Consider the following 22,700-nt stretch of genomic DNA (forward strand, 5'->3'; position numbering starts at 1 on the left):
GCTTTCTTTATATCATCTCATTTTCCGGCCCCAAAGCACAAAAGCGAAAGGCCTCCCGGGGGAGGCCTTTCGTGATTTTCAACCTACGCGCACTCACTATACCCGCAGGCGTGGCGAGGACACTGATGCTAATCCCAAATAGCACCATCTCCCTGGGCATGCCCCCTTTAACTTTCAAGCCAGGCATCGGTAACGGCAAGAAATTTTTTTATAAAATCATCACGGCCACATAAACGTGGTTCCGTAAGCAACTCATATGCACGATTGAGGGCCTCTCCGATCTCTTCACGATGCAGTTCGGCACAAAAGACAGAGAAGAAGTCTGAAAGATCGACCACCGCTAAGTCAAACGACAACCTATTGACAAATTTAATTAACTTGGTTGCCGGATGTAAATCTGAATCACTACGGACATTTGCAGCAAAAATTACGTATTTATGTAGTTTGCCATCAGATACTTTTGATCCAAAATCAGTAAGTCTGTTTTTCCAGTCATTGCGGACAGTGACCTCATATGCAGCTATTAATTCATAATCCCTAAATTCTTCAATGTCACCTTTGGTCCCATCAAATTTATCTGATGCATGCGGATGGTGGGTTACAACTCGATGCCCAAAACGTCTCCTATGTATCTCGATGAAAGCCGCAACCAGAAACTGTTGTATGTGCCCCTCAGATGGAATGGCTATTAACTTCTCACAAAGACTAAGGCTTCGCGCATAGGATAAGTAACTTGCCGGGAGAGGTGGCAGAGCTTGTTGAATAACTCTTGAAGATTGCAATCGCCAAGCAATGTGGTCGACTAATTCTTTCCGTTGGCTTGGAGTGGTAGCCTTTAATCTTATTAGAAAATCTGAAAACCTTGAGTCTTTGGTAAGGTCAAATTGCCGCACAGCACCTTTCCAACCAAGATTTTCGCCGAATGCAGTTATGTTCTTATGGAATGTTATATTCCGGAAAGTCAACTCGCTTGCCAGTAACTTGTCGCCGTATCTGCCGCGCACACCCGTGGGTACTGATTTGAAATCCCATGTTTTGTCTACTATTGAATATACTGCAAGAAAGGCGCAAGCGAGCCTTAAACTTCCACCTTGTTGGTCTACATTATTGTCAAAAATATTTCTTATTGATATTGGTGCAGGCGAACCTAATGATTCACCATGAGAAATTCTGTCAATAAGACTAATTAATAAATGAACTGATTTTTCTATATTTTCATTTCTCATAGAATCATCTCATCCTGTATAGCGTTAACACCTTTTATTTTTTCGATAAATTCACCAGTATTTGAGTGCCCATTCAATTGCGCGATTAAAGCCTTCCCTACGGCGAAAGCAAGCTCAGGTGGGACCGCATCACCGACTTGTTTATATTGTGCCGACCGCTTACCTGAAAAATTTAAGTCTTGCGGGAAAGTTTGAATTAATGCGCACTCTTCTACACTGAGTCGTCTAGCCCCAGGAACAGCACCTTCCCATGGTGCGCCGCCTGCTCGAAGGTGTGCGTGATATGCTGGCGCAATATTCGCAGTGTCGAGCCAATGAGTTTTATATCCACCTGACGAAGCTAAAATTGTGTGGCATGGCCCGTCAGGGTCGATTGGGCGACCGCCGCCATTATATATATGACCTGCATAAGGGCTAAGGCGCAGATCAGGGTATTTTGCATATTTAACTGGGCAATTAGGTTGGTCACCAATCGGGTTGTCACCCAGTATGTCTAAAGCTTTTATGTGTAAATGTTTCGTTTCTGGCCCATGGGAAGGCATCGGGAATTTTAATTGACGATTACGAGCTCCCAGCACGATGAGACGTTTTCTTTTTTGCGGTACGCCGTAATCAGCTGAATTTAACACTGCCCAATTGAGCTGATAGCCACAATCCGCCAGCCTTACTAAGACGTCATCAAAATATGGGCGAGCTTTTTTGAATATCAGACCTGGGACATTTTCCATAAGAAAAGCTTCTGGTTGAACCTCTTCTAGGCACCGGATAAACTCAGGTATCATGTCACGCTTATCGGCCTTCCCCTTCTGCAAACCTCCAATTGAAAATGGCTGGCATGGCGGTCCGCCAACAACAATATCGACCTTACCACGAAATGGAGAAAAAGATATTCGTCTAACATCTTCATTGAAGTGAATAGCGTCAGAGTCATGAGAAGTATAGGTCGTCATTGCATCGCGATTAATTTCTACGTTTGCGAGTACCTTTAAGCCAGCACGTCGAAGGCCAAGAGAGAGGCCTCCTGGTCCGGAAAATAAGTCTATTATATGCATTTTAGTACCCCAAAACCGATTGTTGCTTTCAAAAGTTTGTGCTGATCGCGAGTTTTGACAGATCTCTTAGTTCAATGTAAATACGAAGAAAGGGGCAGACAACTTTCCGCCGCCTGACCCTTTCTGATTTATTGATCAGCCTACCATTTTAACGCCGCTGTTGTCATCCATTGCGTTAAGGGCTTCAGCAATGCCTAGGCGCACTCACTATACCCACACGCATGACAGACGCAGCACCCGCCTTCATGCTCCACCGGCCCGCCGCATTCGGGGCAGGCGCCGCCGGTCTGGCTGTGGTCGGGGATCATGTCTTCGTGGATCATGTGCATCTGGATCGCCTTGGCGACGGCGTCGGCGCAGGAGGTGACGCGGTTGTCGCCGAAGCCGGCGGGTTTGTGGCAGGTGATGCCGATGAGCTGCTTGACGGCCTGCCTGGCCTGGACGCCGCTGCGCCAGGCGAGGGAGACGAGGCGGCCGATCGCTTCGCACTGGCTGGCGGCGCAACCGCCGGCCTTGCCCATGGTGGTGAAGAGTTCGAAGAGGCCTTCGTTGTCTTCGTTGATGGTGACGTAGAGGGGGCCGCAGCCGGTCTCCATCTGGTAGGTCGAACCACGGAGGGCCCGGGGGCGGTCCCGTTTGCGCCCTCCCTTGTGGGATTCCATGGGGACGGAGGCCTCGGGGGACTTCTCTTCCTTCTTGCCGACGGAGAGGACCTGCATGTCGCGGCTTCCGTCGCGGTAGATCGTCACCCCCTTGCACCCCTGGCTGTAGGCGAGGCGGTAGACGTTGGCGACGTCGTCGCGGGTGGCGCTGTGGCCGAAGTTGACGGTCTTGGAGACGGCATTGTCGGTGTGGCGCTGGAAGGCGGCCTGCATCCGGATATGTTCTTCGGGGGAGATGTCGTGGGCGGTGACGAAGATGTTGCGGATGTCTTCGGGGATCTGCTCGATCCCTTCGAGGGTTCCGTGCTCGGCGATGATCTTCATCAGTTCGGGGGAATAGAAGCCGCGCTCCTTGGCGACCTTCTCGAAGAGGGGGTTGACCTCGACGAGGACGTCGTTGTCGAGAACCTGGCGCACGTAGGAGACGGCGAAGAGGGGCTCGATCCCGCTGGAGGAGTTGGCGATGATGGAGATGGTGCCGGTGGGGGCAATGGTGGTGCTGGTGGCGTTGCGCACCGGCTTCCCCCCCTTGACGTCGAAGGTGCTCCCCTTGAAGTTGGGGAAGGGGGCGCGCTCGACGGCGAGTTCGCGGGAGAAGGCCCGGGCCTCTTCGGTGATGAACTTCATGACCTTTTCGCCGAGATCGACGGCCTGCTCGCTGCGGTAGGAGAGGCCGAGGAGGATGAGCAGGTCGGCCCATCCCATGACGCCGAGCCCGATCTTGCGGTTGGCGCGGGTCATCTCGTCGATCTGCGGCAGAGGGTAGTTGTTGACCTCGATGACGTTGTCGAGGAAGCGGGCGGCCAGACGTACGGTGCTGCGCAGCTTGTCCCAGTCGACCTTGCCGGCGCCGGTGATCATTTTGGCCAGGTTGATCGAGCCGAGGTTGCACGACTCGTAGGGGAGAAGGGGCTGCTCGCCGCAGGGGTTGGTCGCTTCGAACTCGCCGATCTGCGGGGTCGGATTGTCGCGGTTGAGGCGGTCGAGGAAGACGATCCCCGGCTCGCCGTTGGTCCAGGCCAGCTCGACGATGTGCTCGAAGACCTTGCGGGCGGCGAGCTTCTTCAGCGGCTCGCCGCTGCGGGGGTTGATGATGTCGTACTCGCCGTCGGCTTCCACCGCCTGCATGAAAGCCTCGGTGATGCCGACGGAGAGGTTGAAGTTGGTCAGCACGTTCTGGTCGCGCTTGGCCATGATGAAATCCATGATGTCGGGATGGTCGACGCGCAGGATCCCCATGTTGGCGCCGCGGCGGGTGCCGCCCTGCTTGATCGTCTCGGTGGCGGCGTCGAAGACCTTCATGAAGGAGAGGGGGCCGCTCGAGACGCCGGAGGTGGAGCGAACCTCGTCGTTTGCCGGACGGATACGCGAAAAGGAGAAGCCGGTGCCGCCGCCGCTCTTGTGAATCAGCGCCGTCTGCTTGATCGCTTCGAAAATACTCTCCATCGAATCGCCGACGGGGAGGACGAAGCAGGCCGAGAGCTGGCCGAGCTCGCGACCGGCGTTCATCAGGGTCGGCGAGTTGGGGAGAAACTCGAGGGAGGTCATCATCGCGTAGAAGTCGTTCTCGAGGGCAACGGGGTCGACTTTGGTGCCGAGGCGGGTCTCGGCTTCGGCGATGGCGCGGGCAACCCGGTGAAACATGTCGGCGGCGGTTTCCTGAACCTTCCCCTTGCTGTCGCGCTTGAGATACCGGCGTTCGAGTACGGTCAGGGCGTTTTTGGAGAGGGGGAGGGTGGCGGTTTCGGCCGTCTGCTTCATCGGTGTGTTTCCTTTTTGGGGCTAATGATTTTTGGGGAGGGGTCGATCTTGTTGAAAATTCAGGATAGCTATATTGGGAAAGATGTCCTATATTCTGTGGTGCCGGCAAATTTGACCACAATATGTCGTGGCTGTCAAGGGTCATGGAGGCAATAAATTCATCTGCGGAGCCCCTGCGGATCGGGCGCGGGTCTTGCAAAGAATCAGGCCAGGATGACGCCGCTGTTTATATTTGTTCCCTTTTGAACCTCGACCTTTTTCGTCGTCCTTTACAGTCTCCCTGAGAGCATGGTAAAAATCGCTCAGGAAAGAGAATTAAACCCTCAGGCAGATCGGCGGGTTCCCCATATGAGTACCGACACTGGTTCACCGGAGAACATCGAAGAGGAGCTGCGCAGCCTGAAAGGGATCGTCAGCGTCGCCCAGGTGGTGGTGAGTTCCCTCGAACTCGACGAGGTGCTGCAGAACATCCTCTACAGCGCCATGGCCACCATGGGGATGCCGGCGGGGTCCATCGCCCTCTTCGAAGAGAAGTTCAGCGAACTCTCCCTGCACGCCCACGCCGGCCTCAGTCTCGACTTCGTCTCCCGCAACCGCTGGCGGGTCAAGACGGGGGGGCTGACCCACCGCATCCTCGAGGAGGGGGAGCTCTTCGTTGTCGAGGATACGGGCGACGCCGCCTTCTTCAATAACCCGCTGGCCGTCGCCGAGGGGATCCGCTCCCTGATCGCCGTTCCCCTCAAATATCAGGAGAAGATCGTGGGGATTCTCTACCTCAACGACTTTGCCCCCCGCACCTTTTCCGAAATGCGCCTCAGCCAGTTGGGTATTCTCGCCTCTTTTGCCACCATGAGCATCGACAACGCCCGCCTCCACGAGGCGACCCGGCTTCTGGCCTGCACCGACGGTCTCACCGGCCTCTACAACCACCGGCAGTTCACCCAGCTCTATGCCCGGGAGGTCTCCCGCGCCGAGCGCTCCGGCACCCCACTGTCGCTGGTGATGATGGACGTCGACAACTTCAAGAAGTTCAACGACACCTACGGTCACCCCGCCGGGGACCAGGTCCTGATCACCGTCGGCGAGATCCTGCGCAAAACCCTGCGCGAGGTCGATCTCCCCTGCCGCTACGGCGGCGAGGAGTTCATCGCCCTCCTCCCCGAGACCGATCTCGAAGCGGCGCTCCTCGTCGCCGAGCGGGTGCGTCACGGGATCGAGCGCCACGCCACCCGGGGCCTGGCGGAGACGGTCACCGATCCGGTGACGGTGAGCATCGGCGTCGCCACCTATCCCCAGGACGGCACGGATCTCGAGACGCTGCTGAAACTGGTCGATTCCCTCCTTTACAAGGCCAAAAATGAAGGCAAGAACCAAGTCTATCACGCGGCGCAGGGCGAGTGACCATGGCCGGTGAACGGATACTGATCGTCGATGACGAAGAGGGGATGCGGCGCCTCCTGGTCAGGGTGCTGGCCAGGGAAGGGTTCGAGACCTGCGCCGTCGCTTCCGGTCGCGAGGCGATGCAGCAGGTGGCGGTGGACTCCTTCGATCTGGTGATCACCGACATCCACATGCCGGGAATGGGGGGGCTCGAACTCCTCGACGAGCTCAAGGCCTTCGATCCGGCGTTGCCGATCGTCGTCATTACCGCCTACGGCACCGTGGAGAGCGCGGTGCAGGCGCTGCGCGCCGGCGCCTACGACTACATCACCAAACCCTTCGAGACCGACGAGATCCGCCTCACCGTCGCCAAGGCCCTCGAACGCCAGCGCCTGCTGGCCGAGAACCGCTATCTCCACGAAGAGCTCGAGGGACGCTACGCCTTTACGGGGATCGTCGGCAGATCTCCGACGATGCAAAAGGTCTTCGAGGTCGCCTCCTCCGTCGCCGCCAGCACCGCCAACGTCCTGATCACCGGCGAGTCGGGGACGGGGAAGGAGCTCATCGCCCGCTCGATTCATTTCAACTCCCCGCGCAAGGACAAACCGTTCATCGTTCTCAACTGCGCCGCCCTCTCCGAAGGGGTGATGGAGAGCGAGCTCTTCGGCCACGAACGGGGAGCCTTCACCGGCGCCATGGCGACCAAGAAGGGGCGCTTCGAGCTGGCCCACGAAGGGACCCTCTTCATCGACGAAGTCGGCGAGATGAGTCTCAACGCCCAGGTCAAGCTGCTGCGGGTAATCCAGGAGCACGAGTTCGAGCGCGTCGGCGGGACCAAGACGATCCGCAGCGACGTGCGCATCGTCGCCGCCACCAACAAGGCCCTCGAGGCCGAGGTGAAGAAGGGGACTTTCCGCGAAGACCTCTACTACCGCCTCAACGTCGTCAACATCCCCCTGCCGCCCCTGCGGGAACGGCGGGAGGACATCGAGCCTCTGGCCCGGCATTTTCTCCATCAATACGTGCTGGAGACAGGCAAACGCATCGAAGACATCTCCCCCCGGGCCCTCTCCTGCCTTTTGGCCTACGAATGGCCGGGAAACGTGCGGGAGCTGCAGAACGCCATGGAGCGGGCGGTGGTCCTCGCCAAGGGGGAGACCCTCACCCCGCGGGATTTCCCCCAGGGGGTGCAGGGGCCGGGGCAGATCTGTCTCGACCTGCCGGAGCGCGGCGGGAGTCTCACGGAGATTCTCGAGGATCTGGAGATGCAGCTCATTCTCCAGACCCTGGCCCGCGAGAACGGCTCCCAGACCCGGGCCGCCTCCGCCCTCGGCATCAAGCGCACCACGCTGCGCTACAAGATGGAGAAGTACCGCCTCGTCGGCGGCGACGATTGACGAAAATCCGTCTAACTCCCCCGGGATGGAACCCTTGTCCCGCCCATCTCCCCCGGCCGGCCGCCTGCAGCGGCCTTTTGCCGTTGTGGTACGGGACTTGCTCCGGGATTTAATAATCAAAGCAGGACCTTTGCCTCACGCGACGCCGCAACGACGCAACGCTTCAAGGTCAAAGTCCGGATCCAAAGATTTTCGTCGCGTCGTCGCGTCGTCGCGTGAAACAGAATTTGGTTGGCCCCTTATTTTTGTCTCTCAAACCGAGGCTAAATCTTTTCGTCATGAGCACTCGTGCATAGAAACAGCCTCATACTCCTGATCGCCCTGATCCTTCTCGCTCTCGGCGCCTGTCGCGAGATCCCTTCGGATCGGCTCTACGCCCTCCGTCTCGACGCGGCGCCGGGCGAGTCCGACTGGGAGCGCGCCCTGCCGCGAACGGTCAGCGTCAAGGGGGGACGCGTTCACAAGGAAGTGCTGCTGGCGGATATCGACGAGGATACGGTACACACCACCACCGCCTCCTGCCATCACGGCGCCTCGCTCCCCGATCCGGTGGCCGTGGACATGCGGGCCTTCTACACCGAAAAAGACCTCTACCTGCGCCTCTCCTGGAAGGACGCCACCTTCGATGCGGCGATGCGGGAGTGGACCTTCGACGGGGTGCAGTGGCACAATGGCGGAAACGCCGAGGACGGCTTCGGCCTCATCTTCGACGCCAAGAGTCGGTTCCAGCGCTTTTCCTGCTCCTTTGCCTGCCACATCGACGATTTCGGAGTCTCCGGCGCCAACTTCCACGCCACGAACAAGATGAAGCTGGTCGAAAAGGGGGAGTGGGTCGATCTGTGGAACTGGAAGGCGCAGCGCACCGGACGCCACGGCTTTGCCGACGACCGCTACCTCGACCCGGAGGGGATGCACGGCGACACCCCCGGCGAGATCTTCCGCGAGAACTCCAAGGCCCGGGTGACCGCCACCATCCCCTTTGCCGAGGGGGACGCCCCGATTTATGATGCCGAAGGACTCTCCGTCGGCAAGGAATTCCGTCCGGCGGGGAGCCGGGCTCCCGGCTATCTCACCGAACGCCCCGTCGGCGGCCGCGGCGATGTCGCAGCTTTTGCCGTCTGGGACAACGGACGCTGGACCGTGACGCTGCGCCGCTCTCTCAACACCGGCGACCCCCATGACGTGATCTTCGTCCCCGGGGATCCGGAGGGGATCGCCTTCGGCCTGTCGGTCATGGACAACACCCTGCTCGAACACTACGCGTCGACCACCCTGGAACGAATCGTCCTGATGCCCAGGAGCCAGCTGAACCTTGCCGGCCAGGGCGATTGACCCCTACGGAGAACAGATCATGAACCTCTTTCGCTTCGCCCTTTTCACCCTCCTGTCCCTCCCGCTGGCCCTTGCCGGCTGCTCCGACGACCCCGCCGCCGGTCGGTCCGGGAGCAAGGGGATGGCCCGCCTCGCCGGAACGGTGGTGAGCCCCCTGGAGGGGACGTACCTCTACATCTACAAGAAGGGGATGGATCTCTACGGTCCGGCCTTTGCCGTTTCCGAGGCGACCGGCGCCGACGGCCGCTTCGATCTCACCCTCCCCGAGGGGGAGTACATCGCCGTGGCCCGCAAGCGCGTCAACGGCGATGCCGCCGGTCCGATCGTCTCCGGGGACAATAAAAGCGATTTTCTCCCCCTTTCCGTCCGGGAGGGGATGGCCGAGATGACCGTTCTGGCGCCAGTGAAAATCGGCGACCAGAGGATGCTCACCAAGGAGGTTGCCGTCACCAAGACCGGCCTCGCCGGGCAGATCCTCGACAGCGACGGCAATCCCGTGGAGGGCGCCCGGGTCCACGTCTACGACCATGTCCAGATGTCCGAGCGTCCCAAGTACGTCTCGGAAAAGACCGGTCCCGACGGCCGCTATCTCATCTATCTCCCCGAGGGGGGGACCTACTACCTCGCCGCCCGGGACAAGTTCGGCGGCCCCCCCAAGCTCGGCGACCTCTACGGCCGGTACGACCAGGGGACCATCGAGCCTTCGGCGCTGGTGATCCGCCAGGGCGAGATCCTTCCCGACGTCGACATCACCGTGACCAAGGTGTGGTGATGAAGGCTCTGACCCTGGCCCTTTCGGCTCTCCTCCTGCTGACCCTTCTTGGCTGCCAGCAGCGCGCCCCCCTCGACATCGAGGCGCTGCAGGGGCGGGCCCGCGGCGGCGATCCGGCCGCTCTGCGCGAACTCGTCTCGCTCCTGGCGGTGACGGAAAACGGCATCGATGCCCGCGTCTACCCGATGATCCTCGAACTCGGCCCTCCGGCCATCCCCGTTCTCCTCGAAGAGGCCGGCGCCGCCGACCGCAACCTGCGCGAGCATGTCATCGCCGCCCTCGGGACCCTCAAGGTCCGGGAGGCCGTCCCCTCCCTCGTCGCCGTTCTCGACGACGTTGGCCTCGGGCGCCGCTACGTCGCCGCCTGGGCGTTGGGGGAGATCGGCGACCCGGCGGGGATCCCGTCTCTGATCCGGGCTCTCGACGACGACGAGCGCGAGGTGCGCAGGTATGCCAGCCGCGCCCTGATCCGCCTCAACCAGGCGGCCGTTTCTCCTCTCCTCGACTACCTCGGCGGTGCTTCGAGCCGCGGCGAGGGGGGGGCGGTGCGCGTTCTGGGGGATATCGGCGACCGGCGCGCCCTCGAGGCGCTGCTGGCAAGGACCTCCGGACCCAACCGCGGCGACGTCTTCTTCGCACTCGGCAAGCTGCGCGATCCCCGGGCGGAGGCGGCTCTGATCGCCGGGCTCGGCGATGAGGAGTGGCGGGTGCGGATGAACGCCGCCATGGCCCTCGGCCCCCTGGGGAGCCCCGCCGCCATCGAGCCGCTGCGCAAGGCGATGGAGGACGAAATTCATGTGGTGCGCGAATGGTCGGCCCGCTCCCTGGAGACGATCACCGGCAGCCACGTCCTCTACCGCAACGAAAAAGGGGAATACGTCCCCCCCTACAACGTCTACCACTGACGGTCGATCCCGGGGGGCACTCCCCCCGAAGGACGGTGCTATGTTCGACAACCTTCTCGAAATCAAGGGGCTCGGTCCGCTCCTGCGCTCCCCCTGGCCCTGGCGCCTGGTCCGTCTGGCCGGGCTCCTGGTCCTTCTGGCGATGACCGCCTACGGCTGGCACCATCACGCCATCCCCGGGGTCGAGGTTGCCGACCCGCTGATGTACACCAACTTCGCCAGCTACTTCTTCTGGGTGCTGTGGATGATGGGGGTGGTCTTTCTTGCCCTCCTCATGGGGCGGGCCTGGTGCACCGTCTGCCCCCTGGGGTGGATCAACGGCCTGATCGCCCGCCTCGGCCTCAATCGCCCCCTCCCTTCCTGGCTCGACAACTTCGTGCCGGTGACCCTGGCCCTGATCGCCCTGCAGCTGGCGGTCTATTTTCTCGCCATCCACCGCTTTCCCGACTACACCGCCGCCCTTCTGGCCCTCATGCTCCTGCTGGCTGTCGGCGCCGGGCTGATCTTTCGCAAGCGCTCCTTCTGCACCCTCTTCTGCCCCGCCGGAGCGGTCTTCGGTCTCTACGCCCGGGTCGCCCCTTTTCAGCTGCGGGTGCGGGACGGGGAAGTCTGCAACGCCTGCGAGTCCAAAAACTGCGTCTCCGGTGCGCCTCTGCAGAAGCGCCTCACCCTGGGATCGGCGGTCCTCACCTGGCAGGGGCACCGAGCCGACTGCCCCGCCGATCTGGTTCTCGCCGGGATCGAGGAGAGCGCCACCTGCTCCCTGTGCCTGCACTGCGTGCAGAACTGCGACAACGACAACATCGTCCTCGGTCGCCGCCCCTGGCTGGCGGATCTGGGGCGCGGCGGCCTGCGCCCGAGCGAGACCCTCTTCTTTCTCGTCCTCCTCGGGATGGTGACCGCCAACTTCAGCAAGGTCTACGTCGACCTGCGCGAGGTGATCTTCTGGGCTCCGCAGCAGGCCGCTGTTCTCCTTGGCTGGGCCTCCGGCGGCTATTACCTGCTCACCGCCCTCTGGGTGGCCCTGGTCTTTCCCCTGTTGCTTCTGTTGCCGGGGTATCTGGTGCTGCGCCTCGGCGAGCTGCAGGTCGAAACGCTCCCCGTTTCCTCCTCTGCTCCTCCGGCGCCTGCCGCGGCGGCGCCCCACCGCTCGGGCTTCTGGAACACCCTCGGCGAGCTCGCCCTGCCGCTGATCCCCATGGTGCTTTCGGCCCACGTGGTGCTGGCGGTGGTCAAGCTTAACGCCAAGGGGGGGTATCTCCCCTTCGTTATGGCCGACCCGAGCGGGGTGAAGAGCTATCTGGCGATCAGCGTCATGAACACCGTTGCGGCCCCGGGGGTCCTCATCCCCCTCGACATCCTCAAATGGCTGGCGCTGGCCCTCCTTATCGGCGGCTATCTCCTCGCCCTGGCCGGGACGCGGCGCGCCGCCGCCTCCCTCGGCGGCGAAAAGGTGAAGACCTATCTGCTCGCCGCCATGGTTCCGGTCACCCTGGTCGCCGCCATCTACGGCTCGACCCTCTTCACCTGGCTCTTTATCCGATGAGGCGCGCTCTTCTGAAACGGGCAGTGCTTTTGACCTTCCTTTTGCTGACGGCGGTTTCCCCGGCCCTCGGCTGCTTCGGACCCAAGCTCTATTTCGGGGTTTCTCCCGGGCCCGAGGCGGAGATCCTCTACCAGCTCTGCGCTCTCTACGTCAAGGAGAAGACCGGGACCGAATCGGTGCGGGTCGATGTGGCCACCGGCGAGGGGCTCGCCCTCCTCGGGGACGACAAGCTCGACCTGGTCCTGGTCGAAGGGAGTGACGGGGAGGAGGATCTTCTGCGCCTCGCCCCTTTCCCGGCCTTGCGGGCCGGCAAGCGCCCCCGGGACGATCTGCAGTTCACCACCGTTCTGCCGGCGCTACACAAGCTCGCCGGGCTCCTGCGCCGGGAGGATGTCGCCGCGCTGCTGGCGCGCGTCGCCGCCGGAGAAGCGTCCGCCGCTGCGGCCCGCGCCTTCCTCACGGACCGGGGGTGGATCTGATGGCGACTGCCCGCATCGCTCCCTTGCTCCTTCTGCTCCTCGCCGGCTGCCTGAATCCCTCCGGGCAGCCGGTCACCCCCGCCGAACCCCGGGAGGTGGCGGGAATCCTCCGCGGCGAGACGGTGCTGGAAGGGGATGTCCTCTTCAGCGGCGACGTGCTGATTCCGGCGGGGAGCACCCTGACGCTGCGCCCGGGAACCCGGGTGCGCATCCAGGTCTCCGAGAGCACCCGCATCGACCCCGAATACCTTTCGCCGGCCACCGAGCTCCTGGTGCGCGGGACCCTCAACATCCTCGGGACTCCGGAGGCGCCGGTGGTCTTCCTGACCACGGAGGCTCCCGGGTCGGAGGTCGGGGACGACCCCCTGTGGGCCGGAATCATTCTCGACGGCGCTGCCGCAATCCTGCGCCACCTGCAGCTCTCCCGGGCCGAGACCGGAGTCCTCTGTCTCCGCTCCTCGCCGCGGGTCGAAGGGAGCGTCTTTTCCGAATGTCGCTACGGCCTCATCGCCCAGCAGGGGAGTGCGCCTCTTCTTGTGGGAAATACCTTCAAAAACGGCGAGGGGGGGGTCTTCTGCTGGCTCGGCTCCGATCCCGTCCTCGAGGGGAACGGCATCGTCGGCAACGCAGAGGAGGGGGTGTTCGTCGATGCCACCAGCCGTCCGACCCTGGCGGGCAACCGCATCACCGGCAACGCCATCGGGCTGGCCCTCTATCCCCGCGACCTCGTCTACGATCCGACCCAGATCCGGGAGAACGAAGAAAATATCCGCCTCCTCGGGCCGGAGGAGGTGTCGCCATGAGAACGATCCCGCTGTTGATCGCCCTTGTCGCCGTTCTCGCCGCGCCGGCGCTGGCCGCTGAGCCCTTGCGCTACACCGGGGAGGAGACCCTTTTTCAGGATACGGTCTGGGAAGGGGAGGTGCACATAGACGGAATCCTGACGGTGGCCCCGGGGACGACGCTGGAAATCCGCCCCGGGACCGTGGTCCGCCTGAGCCGCCTCGACAGCAACGGCGACGGCATCGGCGAGCATGAACTCTTTGTCCAGGGGGTCCTGCGCGCCCTCGGCACCGCCGCGGAGCCGATTCTCTTCACCTCCGCCGAGAAGACCCCCGTTCCCGGCGACTGGGGGGCGATCAACATGATGGCCTCCGAAGAGGACAACGTCCTCTCCCATTGCACGGTGGAGTACGCCTATCGCGGCTTCCACGCCCATTTCGCCCGGGGGCGCCTCTCCGACGTCGTTTTCCGGCGCAACGTGCGCGCCCTGCAGTTCCAGGAATCGACGGTGTCGCTGAGCGACTGCACCGTGGAGGACAACCTCAACGGGCTGCAGTTCCGCAATTCGGAGGTGACCCTCGAACGCCTGGCGATTCGGCGTAATGACTGGGGATTGCGCTGCGTCTACAGCGACGTCAGGGTGCGCGACTCCCTGTTCGAGGGGAACCTGATCAACGGCGCCAACCTGCGGGATTCCACCTTTTCCGTCGAAAGGTGCCGGTTTGTCGGCAACCGCAAGGGACTCTACCTGCAGCGGAGCCGCGGGACGGTGCGGGAGAGCACCCTTCTCGACAACAGCGAACATGGCATCTTTCTTGAAGACTCCCAGTGCGACATCCTGGGCAACCGCGTCGCCGGCAACGGACGCGCCGGCGTGAAATGGGTTGACTCGGAGGGGATTTTTCAGGATAACTCCCTGGTGGACAACGGCGAGTACGCCCTGATCAACGACGGCGAAGGGGCCGTCGACGCCCGGGGGAACGGGTGGGGGACGACTTCTGCCAAGGCGATCGCCATTCTCATCCGCGACGGCGCCGACCGGGCCGGCCTGGGTCTTGTCGATGCCGGGGGGCCGCTGACGACTCCGGTGGCGCAGGGAAAATAAATTCTTTTGCCTCACGCGACGACGCAACGACGCAACGCTTCAAGATCAAGAACAAGATCAGGATTGGTGCCAAGGGTTTTCGTCGCGTCGTTGCGTTGTCGCGTGAAACATGCCCCTGAGCTTTTGACAGATTATTGATTAAGGCCTTGTTCGGGCTTCTTTGTCTAATTAACCGCTTGACCCTAAGGCTCCTCATGCTGCTGAATTCCTTCCGATCCCCATTCTCCGCCATCCGGCTCTCTCTGTTGCTGGCTGCCGTCACGGCCCTTTTTCTCCTGGCCGGCTGCGACAACGAGCCGCAGGGGCCGGTGCTGAAGATCGGCTACATGAACTGCAACAACGAGCAGGAGACGATGCAGCGCTTCGCCCCCCTGACCCGCTACCTCTCGGAGCAGGCAGGGGTCCGTTTCGAGGCGGTCCCGGTGGACACCCAGGATTTCGAGGGGCGTTTCAAGGCCGGGGAATTCGCCCTCACCCATACCAATTCCCTCCTTTACATCGTGCTGCAGCACAACGCCGACCTGCGGCTCGTCGCCGCCGACAAGCGCGGTCACTTCGGGGCCCGCAGCGCCGGGACCCTCATCGCCCGCAAGGACAGCGGCATCAAGACCCTCGAGGATATCCGCGGCAAACGCCTGGTTTTCGGACCGGCGATGGCCCCCACCGGCTATCTTGCCCAGTACGACCTGATGCTCAATGCCGGGATCGACCCGGAGACGGATCTGGCCTACTACGCCATCCCTTCCGGTTCCTTCAAACATGAAAAAGTCCTTTACGGCCTCTATTTCGGCGCCTTCGACGTCGCCGCCGCCCCCGCCCTCGACCTCGAGTTGATGGCCGCCGACGGCAAGATCAACGTCGATGACTTTGTGGTCCTGGCCCAGAGTCCGGTGATCCCCTACTGCACCTTCGGATCCTCCGCCGATCTCGACCCCGCCATCCTGGCCAAGGTCCGCAAGGCCCTCCTCGGCCTCAAGCCTCAGGATACGGTGGAGATCGACGGGGAGCGGGTCAAGGTGCTGCAGTCGGCCTGGGTGGAAGGGTTCGAGGAGCTCCTCGACAGCGACTACGACATCATTCGCGACATGGCCCGGCGCACTAATATGCCCCCCTACCAGACTTTTTGAGGACCATGACCCTCGACCGTTTCGACAGATTCCACGGCCTTCTCCTTCTCCTTGTCGCCGGAGGTCTCGTCCTTTTGCTGGCCGTCGCCGAAAGCGGGGGAGGGCGGAGCGCCGCCGGCGTCGACAAGGCGATGGAGCAGGCGCTCGACTACCAGGCCCGGGTCGCCTTCGTGCAGAAGCTCTACGGCCCCGTGGAAGATCTGCGCCGGGACGGCCAGTTGCAGCAGGCCCTCCTCAAGCTCGACGAGCTCGAGCGCCGCTACCCCGGCGAGGCTCACGGCTACATCCTCCGCGGCGAGATCCTCGGGGAGATGGGGGTTCTCGCCGAGGCCGTCGCCAGCTATGTCGCCGCCCTGCGGCTCAACGGCGATTACGTCGATGCCCGAAGCCCTCTGTCGCGCCAGACGGAAATCCGTCAGCTGGTGGACGACGGGCTGCGGATTCTCGGCGGCCAGGCCCGCAGCCACCCGGAGAATCTCTCTCTGGCGGCGGCGGTAAAAAACGTCCATTACCTGCAGAGCCGCCTCGCCGGCGGCTGTGAGTGAAGCGATGAACCTGCGTGACTGCCATCTCTGGATCGTCATTGCGGCCGGGGCCTTTCTCGGGGCCCTTGGCGTGCTGCTGGCGGTCTGGGGGAATCCGGAGAATTCCGGGATCTGCGTCTCCTGCTTCATCGAGAACAGCGCCGGGGCTCTCGGCTTCCACGAAAACGCCCGCATGCAGTATCTGCGGCCGGAACTCATCGGCTTCGTTCTCGGCGCCGCCGCCTGCGCCGCCGGTTTCCGGGAATTCCGCTCCCGCGGCGGGAGCGCCCCTCTGCCGCGCCTGGTGTCGGGTATTTTTCTCATGGTCGGCTGCGCGGTCTTCATCGGCTGTCCGATCAAGCTCTTTCTCCGTTTCACCGCCGGCGACCTCACCGCCGTCGCCGGGGTCCTCGGGCTGGTCGCCGGGGTCTGGGCCGGGCTCAAGGGGCTCGGCGGCGGGGTCCATCTTGGCAGCAGCCGGGAGGAGGGGAGGGGGAGCGGCTTCCTCGTTCCCGGCTTCTTCCTCCTGCTGCTGGTCCTTTTCATCGCCCGTCCCGGTTTCCTCATCTTTTCCGGACGGGGGAGCGCCGCCCAGCACGCCCCCTGGCTTCTGGCCCTGGGGGGAGGAGCTCTTCTCGGCGCCCTGGCCCAACGCAGCCGCTTCTGTATCACCGGCGGGGTGCGCGACACCCTCCTTCTCGGCCGCCGCTCCCCCCTCCTCTGGGGACTGCTGGCCTTTGTCGCCGCCGCGACCGCCCTCAACCTGGCGACCGGCCGCTTTCACCTCGGGCTTTACGGTCAGCCCGGGGCTCATCTCGACCACCTCTGGTCCTTTCTCGGCATGGCTCTGGTCGGCTGGATCTCCGTCCTCATCGGTGGCTGTCCCTTCCGCCAGCTGATCAAGGCCGGGGAGGGAGATGCCGACGCCGGACTGGTGGTGGTGGGAATGTTCATCGGCGGCGCCCTGGTGCAGTCCTGGGGGATTGCCGCCACCGCCGCCGGAGTCTCCCTGGTCGGCAAGGCGGCCGTGCTCGCCGGCTGCCTCTTTGTCCTCGGCGCAACCCTTCTGTTTCGCGAACGGGCCCCCGCCTGACCGGCTGCTCTTTTGGGGCCCTCTGAAAGGAACGACTATTGAATTGCTTGATCCGTAACCCCGATATCGTCTGGCGGGTGGAAAAACGCCGGGAAGAAACGATCCGTCAGGCCGCGGAAGCAGGGGAGGACGTCTCCGACCGCGGGACGGTGATCCTCATGATCTCCGGGATGATGCATCAGCTCAATCTCGTCGGCGGCGAAATCTGGACCCTCTGCGACGGCAGCCGCACCGCCGATGAGCTCGTCGACGCTCTCGCCGGCGAGTATCAGGTGGCGCGGGAAGAGCTTGCCGGCGACGTCGCCGAATTCATCGACGATCTCCTCGAAAGGGGGTGGCTGCGCCATGGCTGATCCGATCACCGAGCTCTTCTCGGCGCCGCTGACCGTCAACTGGACCCTCTCCTTTGCCTGCAACTTCAGCTGCTCCCACTGCTACAGCCGGGAGGAGGTCGCCGAGGAACTTTGCACCGCCGATATCTTTCGCATCGTCGATGTGCTGGCCGAAAAGCAGGTCCCCTTCATCAATTTCGGCGGCGGCGAGCCGCTGATCCGCCAGGACCTCTTCGACATCGCCGCCTACGCCACCTCCCGCGGCCTCAACGTCTCCATGAACTCCAACGGCTGGCTCCTCGATGAGAACGCCGCCCGGCGTCTCAAGGAGAGCGGCTTCAAGAGCGTCGGCATCAGTATCGACAGCGCCGAAGGGGCCCTGCACGACGATTTCCGCAACCGGCCCGGCTCCTTTCCCCGCGCCGTGGCCGCTCTCGACGCCCTGGCCGCCGTCGGCCTCAAGAGCACCATGAGCGCGGTGATTTCCCGGATCAACCACCGGCACTTCCGCGACCTGCTGCAGCTGGCCCGGGAGCACGGCGCAGGCACCGTCTACCTGCACAACTTCAAGTGCAGCGGCCGCGGCTTCAAAAACCGCGAGGAACTCGATCTCTCCCCCGAGGAGTGGAAGGCCTTCTACGTCGAGGCCCTGGCCGTGCAGAAAGAGACGGTCGATCTCGACATCTCCTTCGACGATCCGGTGATCGCCTCGCTCCCCGGATACAAGGAAAATCCTCTGGTCAAGGGGAGCAGCTGTGGTAAACTTTCCCTGCATTTGCGCCCCGATGGCGACATTACCCCCTGTGGCTTCATCCCGCTGGTGGTGGGGAACATCCTCCGGGACGACTTCGATACCCTCTGGTATGATTCGCCGATTCTCAACAAGATGCGCAACAAGGAGGCGACGGGCAAGTGCAGCGGATGCGGCGCTTTTTCGGATTGTCTTGGCGGTTGCACCGCCCGCTCCTTCGCCGTCACCGGGGACTTCTGCGAGCCCGATCCGCACTGCTGGAAATAACTCCGGTCCCTGGCATATCTCGATCGTTGGTTGGAAATAAATCGCATGGAAAAGGAGGTGAGGCGCATGCAGAAATACGTAAAGCCCCGGGTGGTCGGTTCCTCTAACGTTCATCCCTGCTAGTGCCCCGATTGGTTAATTCCGTCCATTAATTCTGGTCCTTTTGGCCGCTCCCTGCGTTGGGTCTCCTCGGCTTAAGCCCGGCTAGGCCTGCGTCGACCCGCCTTGGCAGCGACCAAAATGCCTCAGAATTATCTGAATGGACTAACCAAACGGGACACTGGGGACCAGGGGGCAGCCATGCTGCCCCCGTTTTTTTTCAGGGGTCCTTCCCGGAAAAGGACCCCTCTTTACGGCTACGGATATTCCATGACCCTCGATCTTCTCGATACCCCCCTGCGGGCGACCTGGGACCTTCACTTCGCCGACGGCCGGCCGGCCCGCTGTGTCGCCGCGGTGGCCGAAGCCCTCGGCGAGGGAGGGGTCTTTTACGTCACTCTCGATAAGCGCCCCCTGGCCCATCCGGAGATCGCTTTGATCCTTTCGAGGCTGGCCGATACCGGATGCCGGACGCTGGTGGTCTGCAGCGGCGACGAGGAAGAGTTGCGCACCCTGAAGGGGCCCCTTTCCATCGGCTCCCTTTTTCTCGATGCGGCCTCCTTCATCGGCGGCGGAAAACTCGATTTCGTCCGTCTCGGAGAGGTTCTCGACCGTCTCCGGAGGCGGGGATTCGATCCTTCCCTCCTCCTGACTCCGCTGCGCGGCACCATCGGCTTTTTGCCCGATTTGCTCTCCTTCTGTCGGGAGCGCGGCGTGGGGAAATTTAAGTTGCCAAACATCGGTATCGATGCTAGTTTTTGCCACTCCCGTCGGGATGATTTTCTGTCGGCCGAGGACCTTTCGACGCTGAAAGAGTCGGTTGGCGACGATCCCCCGACGTTGCGCCGCGGCATCGCTCTGGAGATCCACGATCTCTTCCTCTGGGAAATCCTCTTTCCCGGCGGCGAGGAGGGGCGCAGCGAATACGGCGGCTGCCAGGCCGGCAACAGTCTGGCCCACGTCGATGCCGAAGGGATGCTTCACCCCTGTTCTTCCTGGCCTTCGCCCCTCGGATCCCTCGTCGGGGCTTCACTTGCCGAGCTGTGGCAGTCACCGCTGCGGATGGCAATCCGCGCCGAGATCGCCGCGATCCCGGCGGGATGTGCGGGGTGCCGCGACTATCCCCTCTGCTTCGGCGGCTGTCGCGGCCTCTCCCGGACCCTGAGAGGCAACCCCGACGGGCGCGACTCCCTGTGCAGCGGTACCCGTTCCTGAACGTCGGCAACGACCTATCTCTTCGGCTCGAATGACTCCATGGCCATCTATTTCGACAACGCCGCAACCACCTTTCCCAAACCCGAGGCCGTCATCTGCGCCGTCGAGGAGGCCCTGCGTTTCTGCGGCGCCAATCCCGGACGCGGCGGCCATCGCATGGCTCTCGATGCCGTGCGTCTGGTTTTCGAAACCCGCGAAGCGCTCGCCTCCTTTTTTGCCATAGACGACGCCTCGCGGATCGCCTTTACCGCCAATGCCACCGAGGCGATCAATCTGGCGCTCTTCGGCCTCCTGCGCCCCGGCGATCGCGTCGTCACCTCGACCATGGAACACAACGCCGTGACCCGCCCTCTGCGGGCCCTTCAGGAGCGCGGAGTGACGGTGGTCAAGGTCGCCGCCGACCCCCAGGGCTTCGTCGACCCGGCCGCCATCCGCCAGGCCTGCCTTGCCGAAAAGACCCGTCTGGTCGTCCTCTCCCACTGCTCCAACGTCACCGGAACGGTGCAGCCGATCGAGGAGATCGGCCCCTGGTGCCGCCGCCAGGGGATCCGCTTCATGGTCGATGCCGCCCAGAGCGCCGGGCTGATCGCCATCAACGTCGAGGGGATGGCGATCGATCTCCTCGCCGTTCCCGGCCACAAGGGGCTCCTCGGCCCCCAGGGGACGGGATTTCTCTACGTGCGCAAAGGCCTGAACCTGACCCCTCTGATCTACGGAGGGACCGGCGGTAACTCCCATTCGGAGCTGCAGCCCGAGGAGATGCCCGAACGGTTGGAGAGCGGTACCCTCAACCTGCCGGGGCTGGCCGGACTCAAGGCCGGTGTCGAGTTCCTGTCCGCCGAGGGGCTCGCCGAAGTTCGCGCTCACGAAGGGGAACTCCTCGAGCGTCTCATCGCCGGTCTGCGCGAGATCCCCGGCATTTCCCTCTACGGTCCGGCCGACCCTCGCTCCCATGGCGGCGCCCTCTCTTTCAATCTCGCCGGGCGGGACCCTGCGGAAGTCGGGTTTCTTCTCGACCGGGATTATGCTATTTTCAGCAGAGTCGGGCTGCACTGCGCTCCCGATGCCCACCGCAGCATCGGCACCTTCCCCCGGGGGACGGTGCGGGTCAGCCCCGGCTACTTCTCCACCGCCGAGGAAATCGACCAGCTGCTGGTGGCCCTGTCCGCCATTTCCACCCATCCCCCCGATTAGGTGCGCGGGATCGGCCGCAAAGGAGAACGTCCATGAAAAAAATTGTGATGCCGGCGATTTGTCTCTTTATTCTCGCGACCTTTGGCGCCTGCTCCCTGGCTCCCGAAAACCCGGTGACCCGCGATGAGCTGATGCGCACCCGGATCTATAGCGAGTACATTATTCAGGAGTCGCCGGAGCAGGTCCTCCATGCCCTCAACGGGGACGGCGAGGTGGTCCTCGAAGGGTCGCGCAACATCGGCGGCAAGGTCTATCCGCTGCACATCAAACTTCTGGCGACCTCCGAGGGGATCGAAGTGGTGGATTACGACCGCTGACGCCGCCTCCCCCGTCCCCCCCGCACCCCCTTCAGAGAGGCCGCGCATGAAAAAAACCTACGTTCTCGACACCAACGTGCTGCTTCACGATCCCCAGGCCCTCTTCCGCTTTGAGGACAACGATCTCGTCATTCCGATCACCGTCATCGAGGAAATCGACGGCTTCAAGAAGGATCAGAACGAAATCGGCCGCAATGCCCGCCAGATCTCCCGCTACATCGACGGTTTCCGGGAGAAGGCGCACCTCACCGAGGGGGTGACCCTCGATTCCGGAGGGGTCCTCAAGGTCGCCCTCTGCACCGAGGAGACCCTCAAGCTTCTCCCTCCCGAACTGCGTGCCGAACGGGGGGACAACCGCATCCTCGCCGTCGCCATCGAGCTCAAGGGGAGTTGCGATTGCCCGGTGATCTTCGTCACCAAGGACATCAACCTGCGGATCAAGGCCGATGCCGTCGGGCTGATGGCCGAAGATTACGCCTCCGACAAGGTCTCCATCGAGGAGCTCTACTCGGGGACCGCCGAGGTTCTGGTCGACAAGGCGAAGGTCGACACCTTCTACGGTCAGGGATTTCTCCCCCTGGAAGGGGATTTCCAGCCGAACCAGGGGTTGACGCTGGTGGACAGCGCCAACCCCTCCCACACCGCCATCGGCCGGTACGACCATACCCTGAGACAGGTGGTGCCGCTGATCCGCACCCCCAAGGAAGGGGTCTGGGGGATTCACCCCCGCAACCGCGAACAGCAATTCGCCTTCGATCTCCTCTTCAACGAGGATATCCAGCTGGTGACCCTGGTGGGGAAGGCCGGCACCGGCAAGACCCTGCTGGCCATCGCCGCCGGTCTCTTCAAATCGGCCGACGAGGGGAGCTACAGCCGGCTCCTCGTTTCCCGCCCCGTCTTTCCCATGGGGCGGGATCTCGGATTTCTCCCCGGCGATGTGGAGGAAAAGCTTGCTCCCTGGATGCAGCCGATCTTTGACAACGTCGAGCTCCTTCTCGGCGCCGTGGAAGAGCACGGGAAACGCAAGCGGGGGTACAAGGAACTGGTCGATATGGGGATCATGGAGATCGAGGCCCTGACGTACATCCGCGGCCGCTCCATCCCCAAACAGTACATGATCGTCGACGAGGCCCAGAATCTCACCCCCCACGAGATCAAGACCATCATCACCCGGGCCGGGGAGGGGACCAAGATCATCCTCACGGGGGACCCCTACCAGATCGACAACCCCTACGTCGATTCCTCGAGCAACGGCCTGACCTACGTCGTCGAAAAATTCAAGGGGCAGGAGATCGCCGGTCACATCACCCTGACCAAGGGGGAGCGCTCCATCCTCGCCGAACTCGCTGCGAATCTGCTTTAGTCCCCCTTCACCCCTAAG

Annotated in this window: 21 protein-coding genes; 18 read left to right on the forward strand and 3 right to left on the reverse strand. The window is 62.5% G+C overall.

Annotated elements, in window-relative coordinates:
- Positions 1 to 167: 167 nt before the first annotated feature.
- The 3 genes from DSOUD_RS18410 to DSOUD_RS07665 form a co-directional block, all read right to left on the reverse strand.
- Positions 168 to 1,226: a hypothetical protein gene (locus tag DSOUD_RS18410; RefSeq protein WP_157671797.1), complete on the reverse strand. Its 1,059-nt coding sequence runs from the start codon at positions 1,224 to 1,226 to the stop codon at positions 168 to 170.
- On the reverse strand, positions 1,223 to 2,278 hold the full coding sequence (locus DSOUD_RS17785) for a DNA cytosine methyltransferase (RefSeq protein WP_082351134.1): 1,056 nt from the start codon (positions 2,276 to 2,278) through the stop codon (positions 1,223 to 1,225). Before DSOUD_RS17785 ends, DSOUD_RS18410 begins: the two co-directional genes overlap by 4 nt.
- 194 nt (positions 2,279 to 2,472) lie before the next feature.
- On the reverse strand, positions 2,473 to 4,701 hold the full coding sequence (locus DSOUD_RS07665) for a vitamin B12-dependent ribonucleotide reductase (protein ID WP_053550458.1): 2,229 nt from the start codon (positions 4,699 to 4,701) through the stop codon (positions 2,473 to 2,475).
- Between the two features lie 348 nt (positions 4,702 to 5,049).
- Here DSOUD_RS07665 and DSOUD_RS07670 point away from each other — a divergent pair, with 348 nt between their 5' ends.
- The 18 genes from DSOUD_RS07670 (at position 5,050) to DSOUD_RS07755 (ending at position 22,682) form a co-directional block, all read left to right on the forward strand.
- Positions 5,050 to 6,102: a GGDEF domain-containing protein gene (locus DSOUD_RS07670; protein WP_053550459.1), complete on the forward strand. Its 1,053-nt coding sequence runs from the start codon at positions 5,050 to 5,052 to the stop codon at positions 6,100 to 6,102.
- A 2-nt stretch (positions 6,103 to 6,104) separates the two neighbouring features.
- On the forward strand, positions 6,105 to 7,478 hold the full coding sequence (locus tag DSOUD_RS07675) for a sigma-54-dependent transcriptional regulator (protein ID WP_053550460.1): 1,374 nt from the start codon (positions 6,105 to 6,107) through the stop codon (positions 7,476 to 7,478).
- 288 nt (positions 7,479 to 7,766) lie between these two features.
- Positions 7,767 to 8,810, forward strand: coding sequence for an ethylbenzene dehydrogenase-related protein (locus tag DSOUD_RS07680; protein WP_053550461.1), 1,044 nt, complete (start codon positions 7,767 to 7,769; stop codon positions 8,808 to 8,810).
- Positions 8,811 to 8,829: 19 nt separating this feature from the next.
- Positions 8,830 to 9,582 carry a carboxypeptidase-like regulatory domain-containing protein gene (locus DSOUD_RS07685; RefSeq protein WP_157671798.1) on the forward strand — a complete coding sequence of 251 codons (753 nt, stop codon included), beginning with the start codon at positions 8,830 to 8,832 and terminating at the stop codon, positions 9,580 to 9,582.
- The gene (locus tag DSOUD_RS07690) at positions 9,582 to 10,487 is read left to right on the forward strand and encodes a HEAT repeat domain-containing protein (protein ID WP_053550463.1); all 906 of its coding nucleotides are present in this window, start codon (positions 9,582 to 9,584) and stop codon (positions 10,485 to 10,487) included. Before DSOUD_RS07685 ends, DSOUD_RS07690 begins: the two co-directional genes overlap by 1 nt.
- A 40-nt stretch (positions 10,488 to 10,527) precedes the next feature.
- Positions 10,528 to 12,033 (forward strand): 4Fe-4S binding protein, encoded by a 1,506-nt coding sequence (locus DSOUD_RS07695; RefSeq protein ID WP_053550464.1) that lies wholly within the window; start codon positions 10,528 to 10,530, stop codon positions 12,031 to 12,033.
- A 29-nt stretch (positions 12,034 to 12,062) separates the two neighbouring features.
- Entirely contained in the window at positions 12,063 to 12,512 is a 450-nt protein-coding gene (locus tag DSOUD_RS07700; RefSeq protein ID WP_053550465.1) for a hypothetical protein, read from the forward strand.
- A complete protein-coding gene (locus tag DSOUD_RS07705; RefSeq protein WP_157671799.1) occupies positions 12,512 to 13,315 on the forward strand; it encodes a NosD domain-containing protein in 804 nt (267 codons plus the stop codon). Before DSOUD_RS07700 ends, DSOUD_RS07705 begins: the two co-directional genes overlap by 1 nt.
- Positions 13,312 to 14,400, forward strand: a complete 1,089-nt coding sequence (locus DSOUD_RS07710; protein ID WP_053550467.1) for a right-handed parallel beta-helix repeat-containing protein — start codon at positions 13,312 to 13,314, stop codon at positions 14,398 to 14,400. The genes DSOUD_RS07705 and DSOUD_RS07710 overlap by 4 nt, the downstream gene beginning before the upstream one ends.
- A gap of 194 nt (positions 14,401 to 14,594) precedes the next feature.
- The gene (locus tag DSOUD_RS07715) at positions 14,595 to 15,527 is read left to right on the forward strand and encodes a phosphate/phosphite/phosphonate ABC transporter substrate-binding protein (RefSeq protein ID WP_082351136.1); all 933 of its coding nucleotides are present in this window, start codon (positions 14,595 to 14,597) and stop codon (positions 15,525 to 15,527) included.
- 5 nt (positions 15,528 to 15,532) lie between these two features.
- Positions 15,533 to 16,072: a tetratricopeptide repeat protein gene (locus DSOUD_RS07720; RefSeq protein ID WP_053550468.1), complete on the forward strand. Its 540-nt coding sequence runs from the start codon at positions 15,533 to 15,535 to the stop codon at positions 16,070 to 16,072.
- Positions 16,073 to 16,076: 4 nt separating this feature from the next.
- Entirely contained in the window at positions 16,077 to 17,144 is a 1,068-nt protein-coding gene (gene yedE / locus DSOUD_RS07725) for a YedE family putative selenium transporter (protein ID WP_053550469.1), read from the forward strand.
- Positions 17,145 to 17,182: 38 nt separating this feature from the next.
- A complete protein-coding gene (pqqD, locus tag DSOUD_RS07730; protein WP_053550470.1) occupies positions 17,183 to 17,497 on the forward strand; it encodes a pyrroloquinoline quinone biosynthesis peptide chaperone PqqD in 315 nt (104 codons plus the stop codon).
- Positions 17,490 to 18,494, forward strand: coding sequence for a GeoRSP system radical SAM/SPASM protein (locus DSOUD_RS07735; RefSeq protein ID WP_053550471.1), 1,005 nt, complete (start codon positions 17,490 to 17,492; stop codon positions 18,492 to 18,494). Before pqqD ends, DSOUD_RS07735 begins: the two co-directional genes overlap by 8 nt.
- A gap of 369 nt (positions 18,495 to 18,863) precedes the next feature.
- The gene (locus DSOUD_RS07740) at positions 18,864 to 19,808 is read left to right on the forward strand and encodes an SPASM domain-containing protein (protein ID WP_157671801.1); all 945 of its coding nucleotides are present in this window, start codon (positions 18,864 to 18,866) and stop codon (positions 19,806 to 19,808) included.
- Between the two features lie 39 nt (positions 19,809 to 19,847).
- Complete coding sequence (locus DSOUD_RS07745) at positions 19,848 to 21,002, forward strand: aminotransferase class V-fold PLP-dependent enzyme (protein ID WP_053550473.1); 1,155 nt, start codon at positions 19,848 to 19,850, stop codon at positions 21,000 to 21,002.
- Positions 21,003 to 21,034: 32 nt separating this feature from the next.
- On the forward strand, positions 21,035 to 21,319 hold the full coding sequence (locus DSOUD_RS07750) for a hypothetical protein (protein WP_053550474.1): 285 nt from the start codon (positions 21,035 to 21,037) through the stop codon (positions 21,317 to 21,319).
- Positions 21,320 to 21,365: 46 nt separating this feature from the next.
- Positions 21,366 to 22,682, forward strand: coding sequence for a PhoH family protein (locus tag DSOUD_RS07755; protein WP_053550475.1), 1,317 nt, complete (start codon positions 21,366 to 21,368; stop codon positions 22,680 to 22,682).
- Positions 22,683 to 22,700: the final 18 nt, after the last annotated feature.

This window comes from Desulfuromonas soudanensis, from assembly GCF_001278055.1.
GTDB classification, from domain to species: domain Bacteria; phylum Desulfobacterota; class Desulfuromonadia; order Desulfuromonadales; family WTL; genus Deferrimonas; species Deferrimonas soudanensis.

Coding starts and splice junctions, on each gene's coding strand:
- DSOUD_RS18410 (WP_157671797.1), bottom strand. CDS start 1,226: ATGAGAAATGAAAATATAGAAAAATCAGTTCATTTATTAATTAGTCTT.
- DSOUD_RS17785 (WP_082351134.1), bottom strand. CDS start 2,278: ATGCATATAATAGACTTATTTTCCGGACCAGGAGGCCTCTCTCTTGGC.
- DSOUD_RS07665 (WP_053550458.1), bottom strand. CDS start 4,701: ATGAAGCAGACGGCCGAAACCGCCACCCTCCCCCTCTCCAAAAACGCC.
- DSOUD_RS07670 (WP_053550459.1), top strand. CDS start 5,050: ATGAGTACCGACACTGGTTCACCGGAGAACATCGAAGAGGAGCTGCGC.
- DSOUD_RS07675 (WP_053550460.1), top strand. CDS start 6,105: ATGGCCGGTGAACGGATACTGATCGTCGATGACGAAGAGGGGATGCGG.
- DSOUD_RS07685 (WP_157671798.1), top strand. CDS start 8,830: ATGAACCTCTTTCGCTTCGCCCTTTTCACCCTCCTGTCCCTCCCGCTG.
- DSOUD_RS07690 (WP_053550463.1), top strand. CDS start 9,582: ATGAAGGCTCTGACCCTGGCCCTTTCGGCTCTCCTCCTGCTGACCCTT.
- DSOUD_RS07695 (WP_053550464.1), top strand. CDS start 10,528: ATGTTCGACAACCTTCTCGAAATCAAGGGGCTCGGTCCGCTCCTGCGC.
- DSOUD_RS07705 (WP_157671799.1), top strand. CDS start 12,512: ATGGCGACTGCCCGCATCGCTCCCTTGCTCCTTCTGCTCCTCGCCGGC.
- DSOUD_RS07710 (WP_053550467.1), top strand. CDS start 13,312: ATGAGAACGATCCCGCTGTTGATCGCCCTTGTCGCCGTTCTCGCCGCG.
- DSOUD_RS07715 (WP_082351136.1), top strand. CDS start 14,595: ATGCTGCTGAATTCCTTCCGATCCCCATTCTCCGCCATCCGGCTCTCT.
- DSOUD_RS07720 (WP_053550468.1), top strand. CDS start 15,533: ATGACCCTCGACCGTTTCGACAGATTCCACGGCCTTCTCCTTCTCCTT.
- yedE (WP_053550469.1), top strand. CDS start 16,077: ATGAACCTGCGTGACTGCCATCTCTGGATCGTCATTGCGGCCGGGGCC.
- DSOUD_RS07735 (WP_053550471.1), top strand. CDS start 17,490: ATGGCTGATCCGATCACCGAGCTCTTCTCGGCGCCGCTGACCGTCAAC.
- DSOUD_RS07740 (WP_157671801.1), top strand. CDS start 18,864: ATGACCCTCGATCTTCTCGATACCCCCCTGCGGGCGACCTGGGACCTT.
- DSOUD_RS07745 (WP_053550473.1), top strand. CDS start 19,848: ATGGCCATCTATTTCGACAACGCCGCAACCACCTTTCCCAAACCCGAG.
- DSOUD_RS07750 (WP_053550474.1), top strand. CDS start 21,035: ATGAAAAAAATTGTGATGCCGGCGATTTGTCTCTTTATTCTCGCGACC.
- DSOUD_RS07755 (WP_053550475.1), top strand. CDS start 21,366: ATGAAAAAAACCTACGTTCTCGACACCAACGTGCTGCTTCACGATCCC.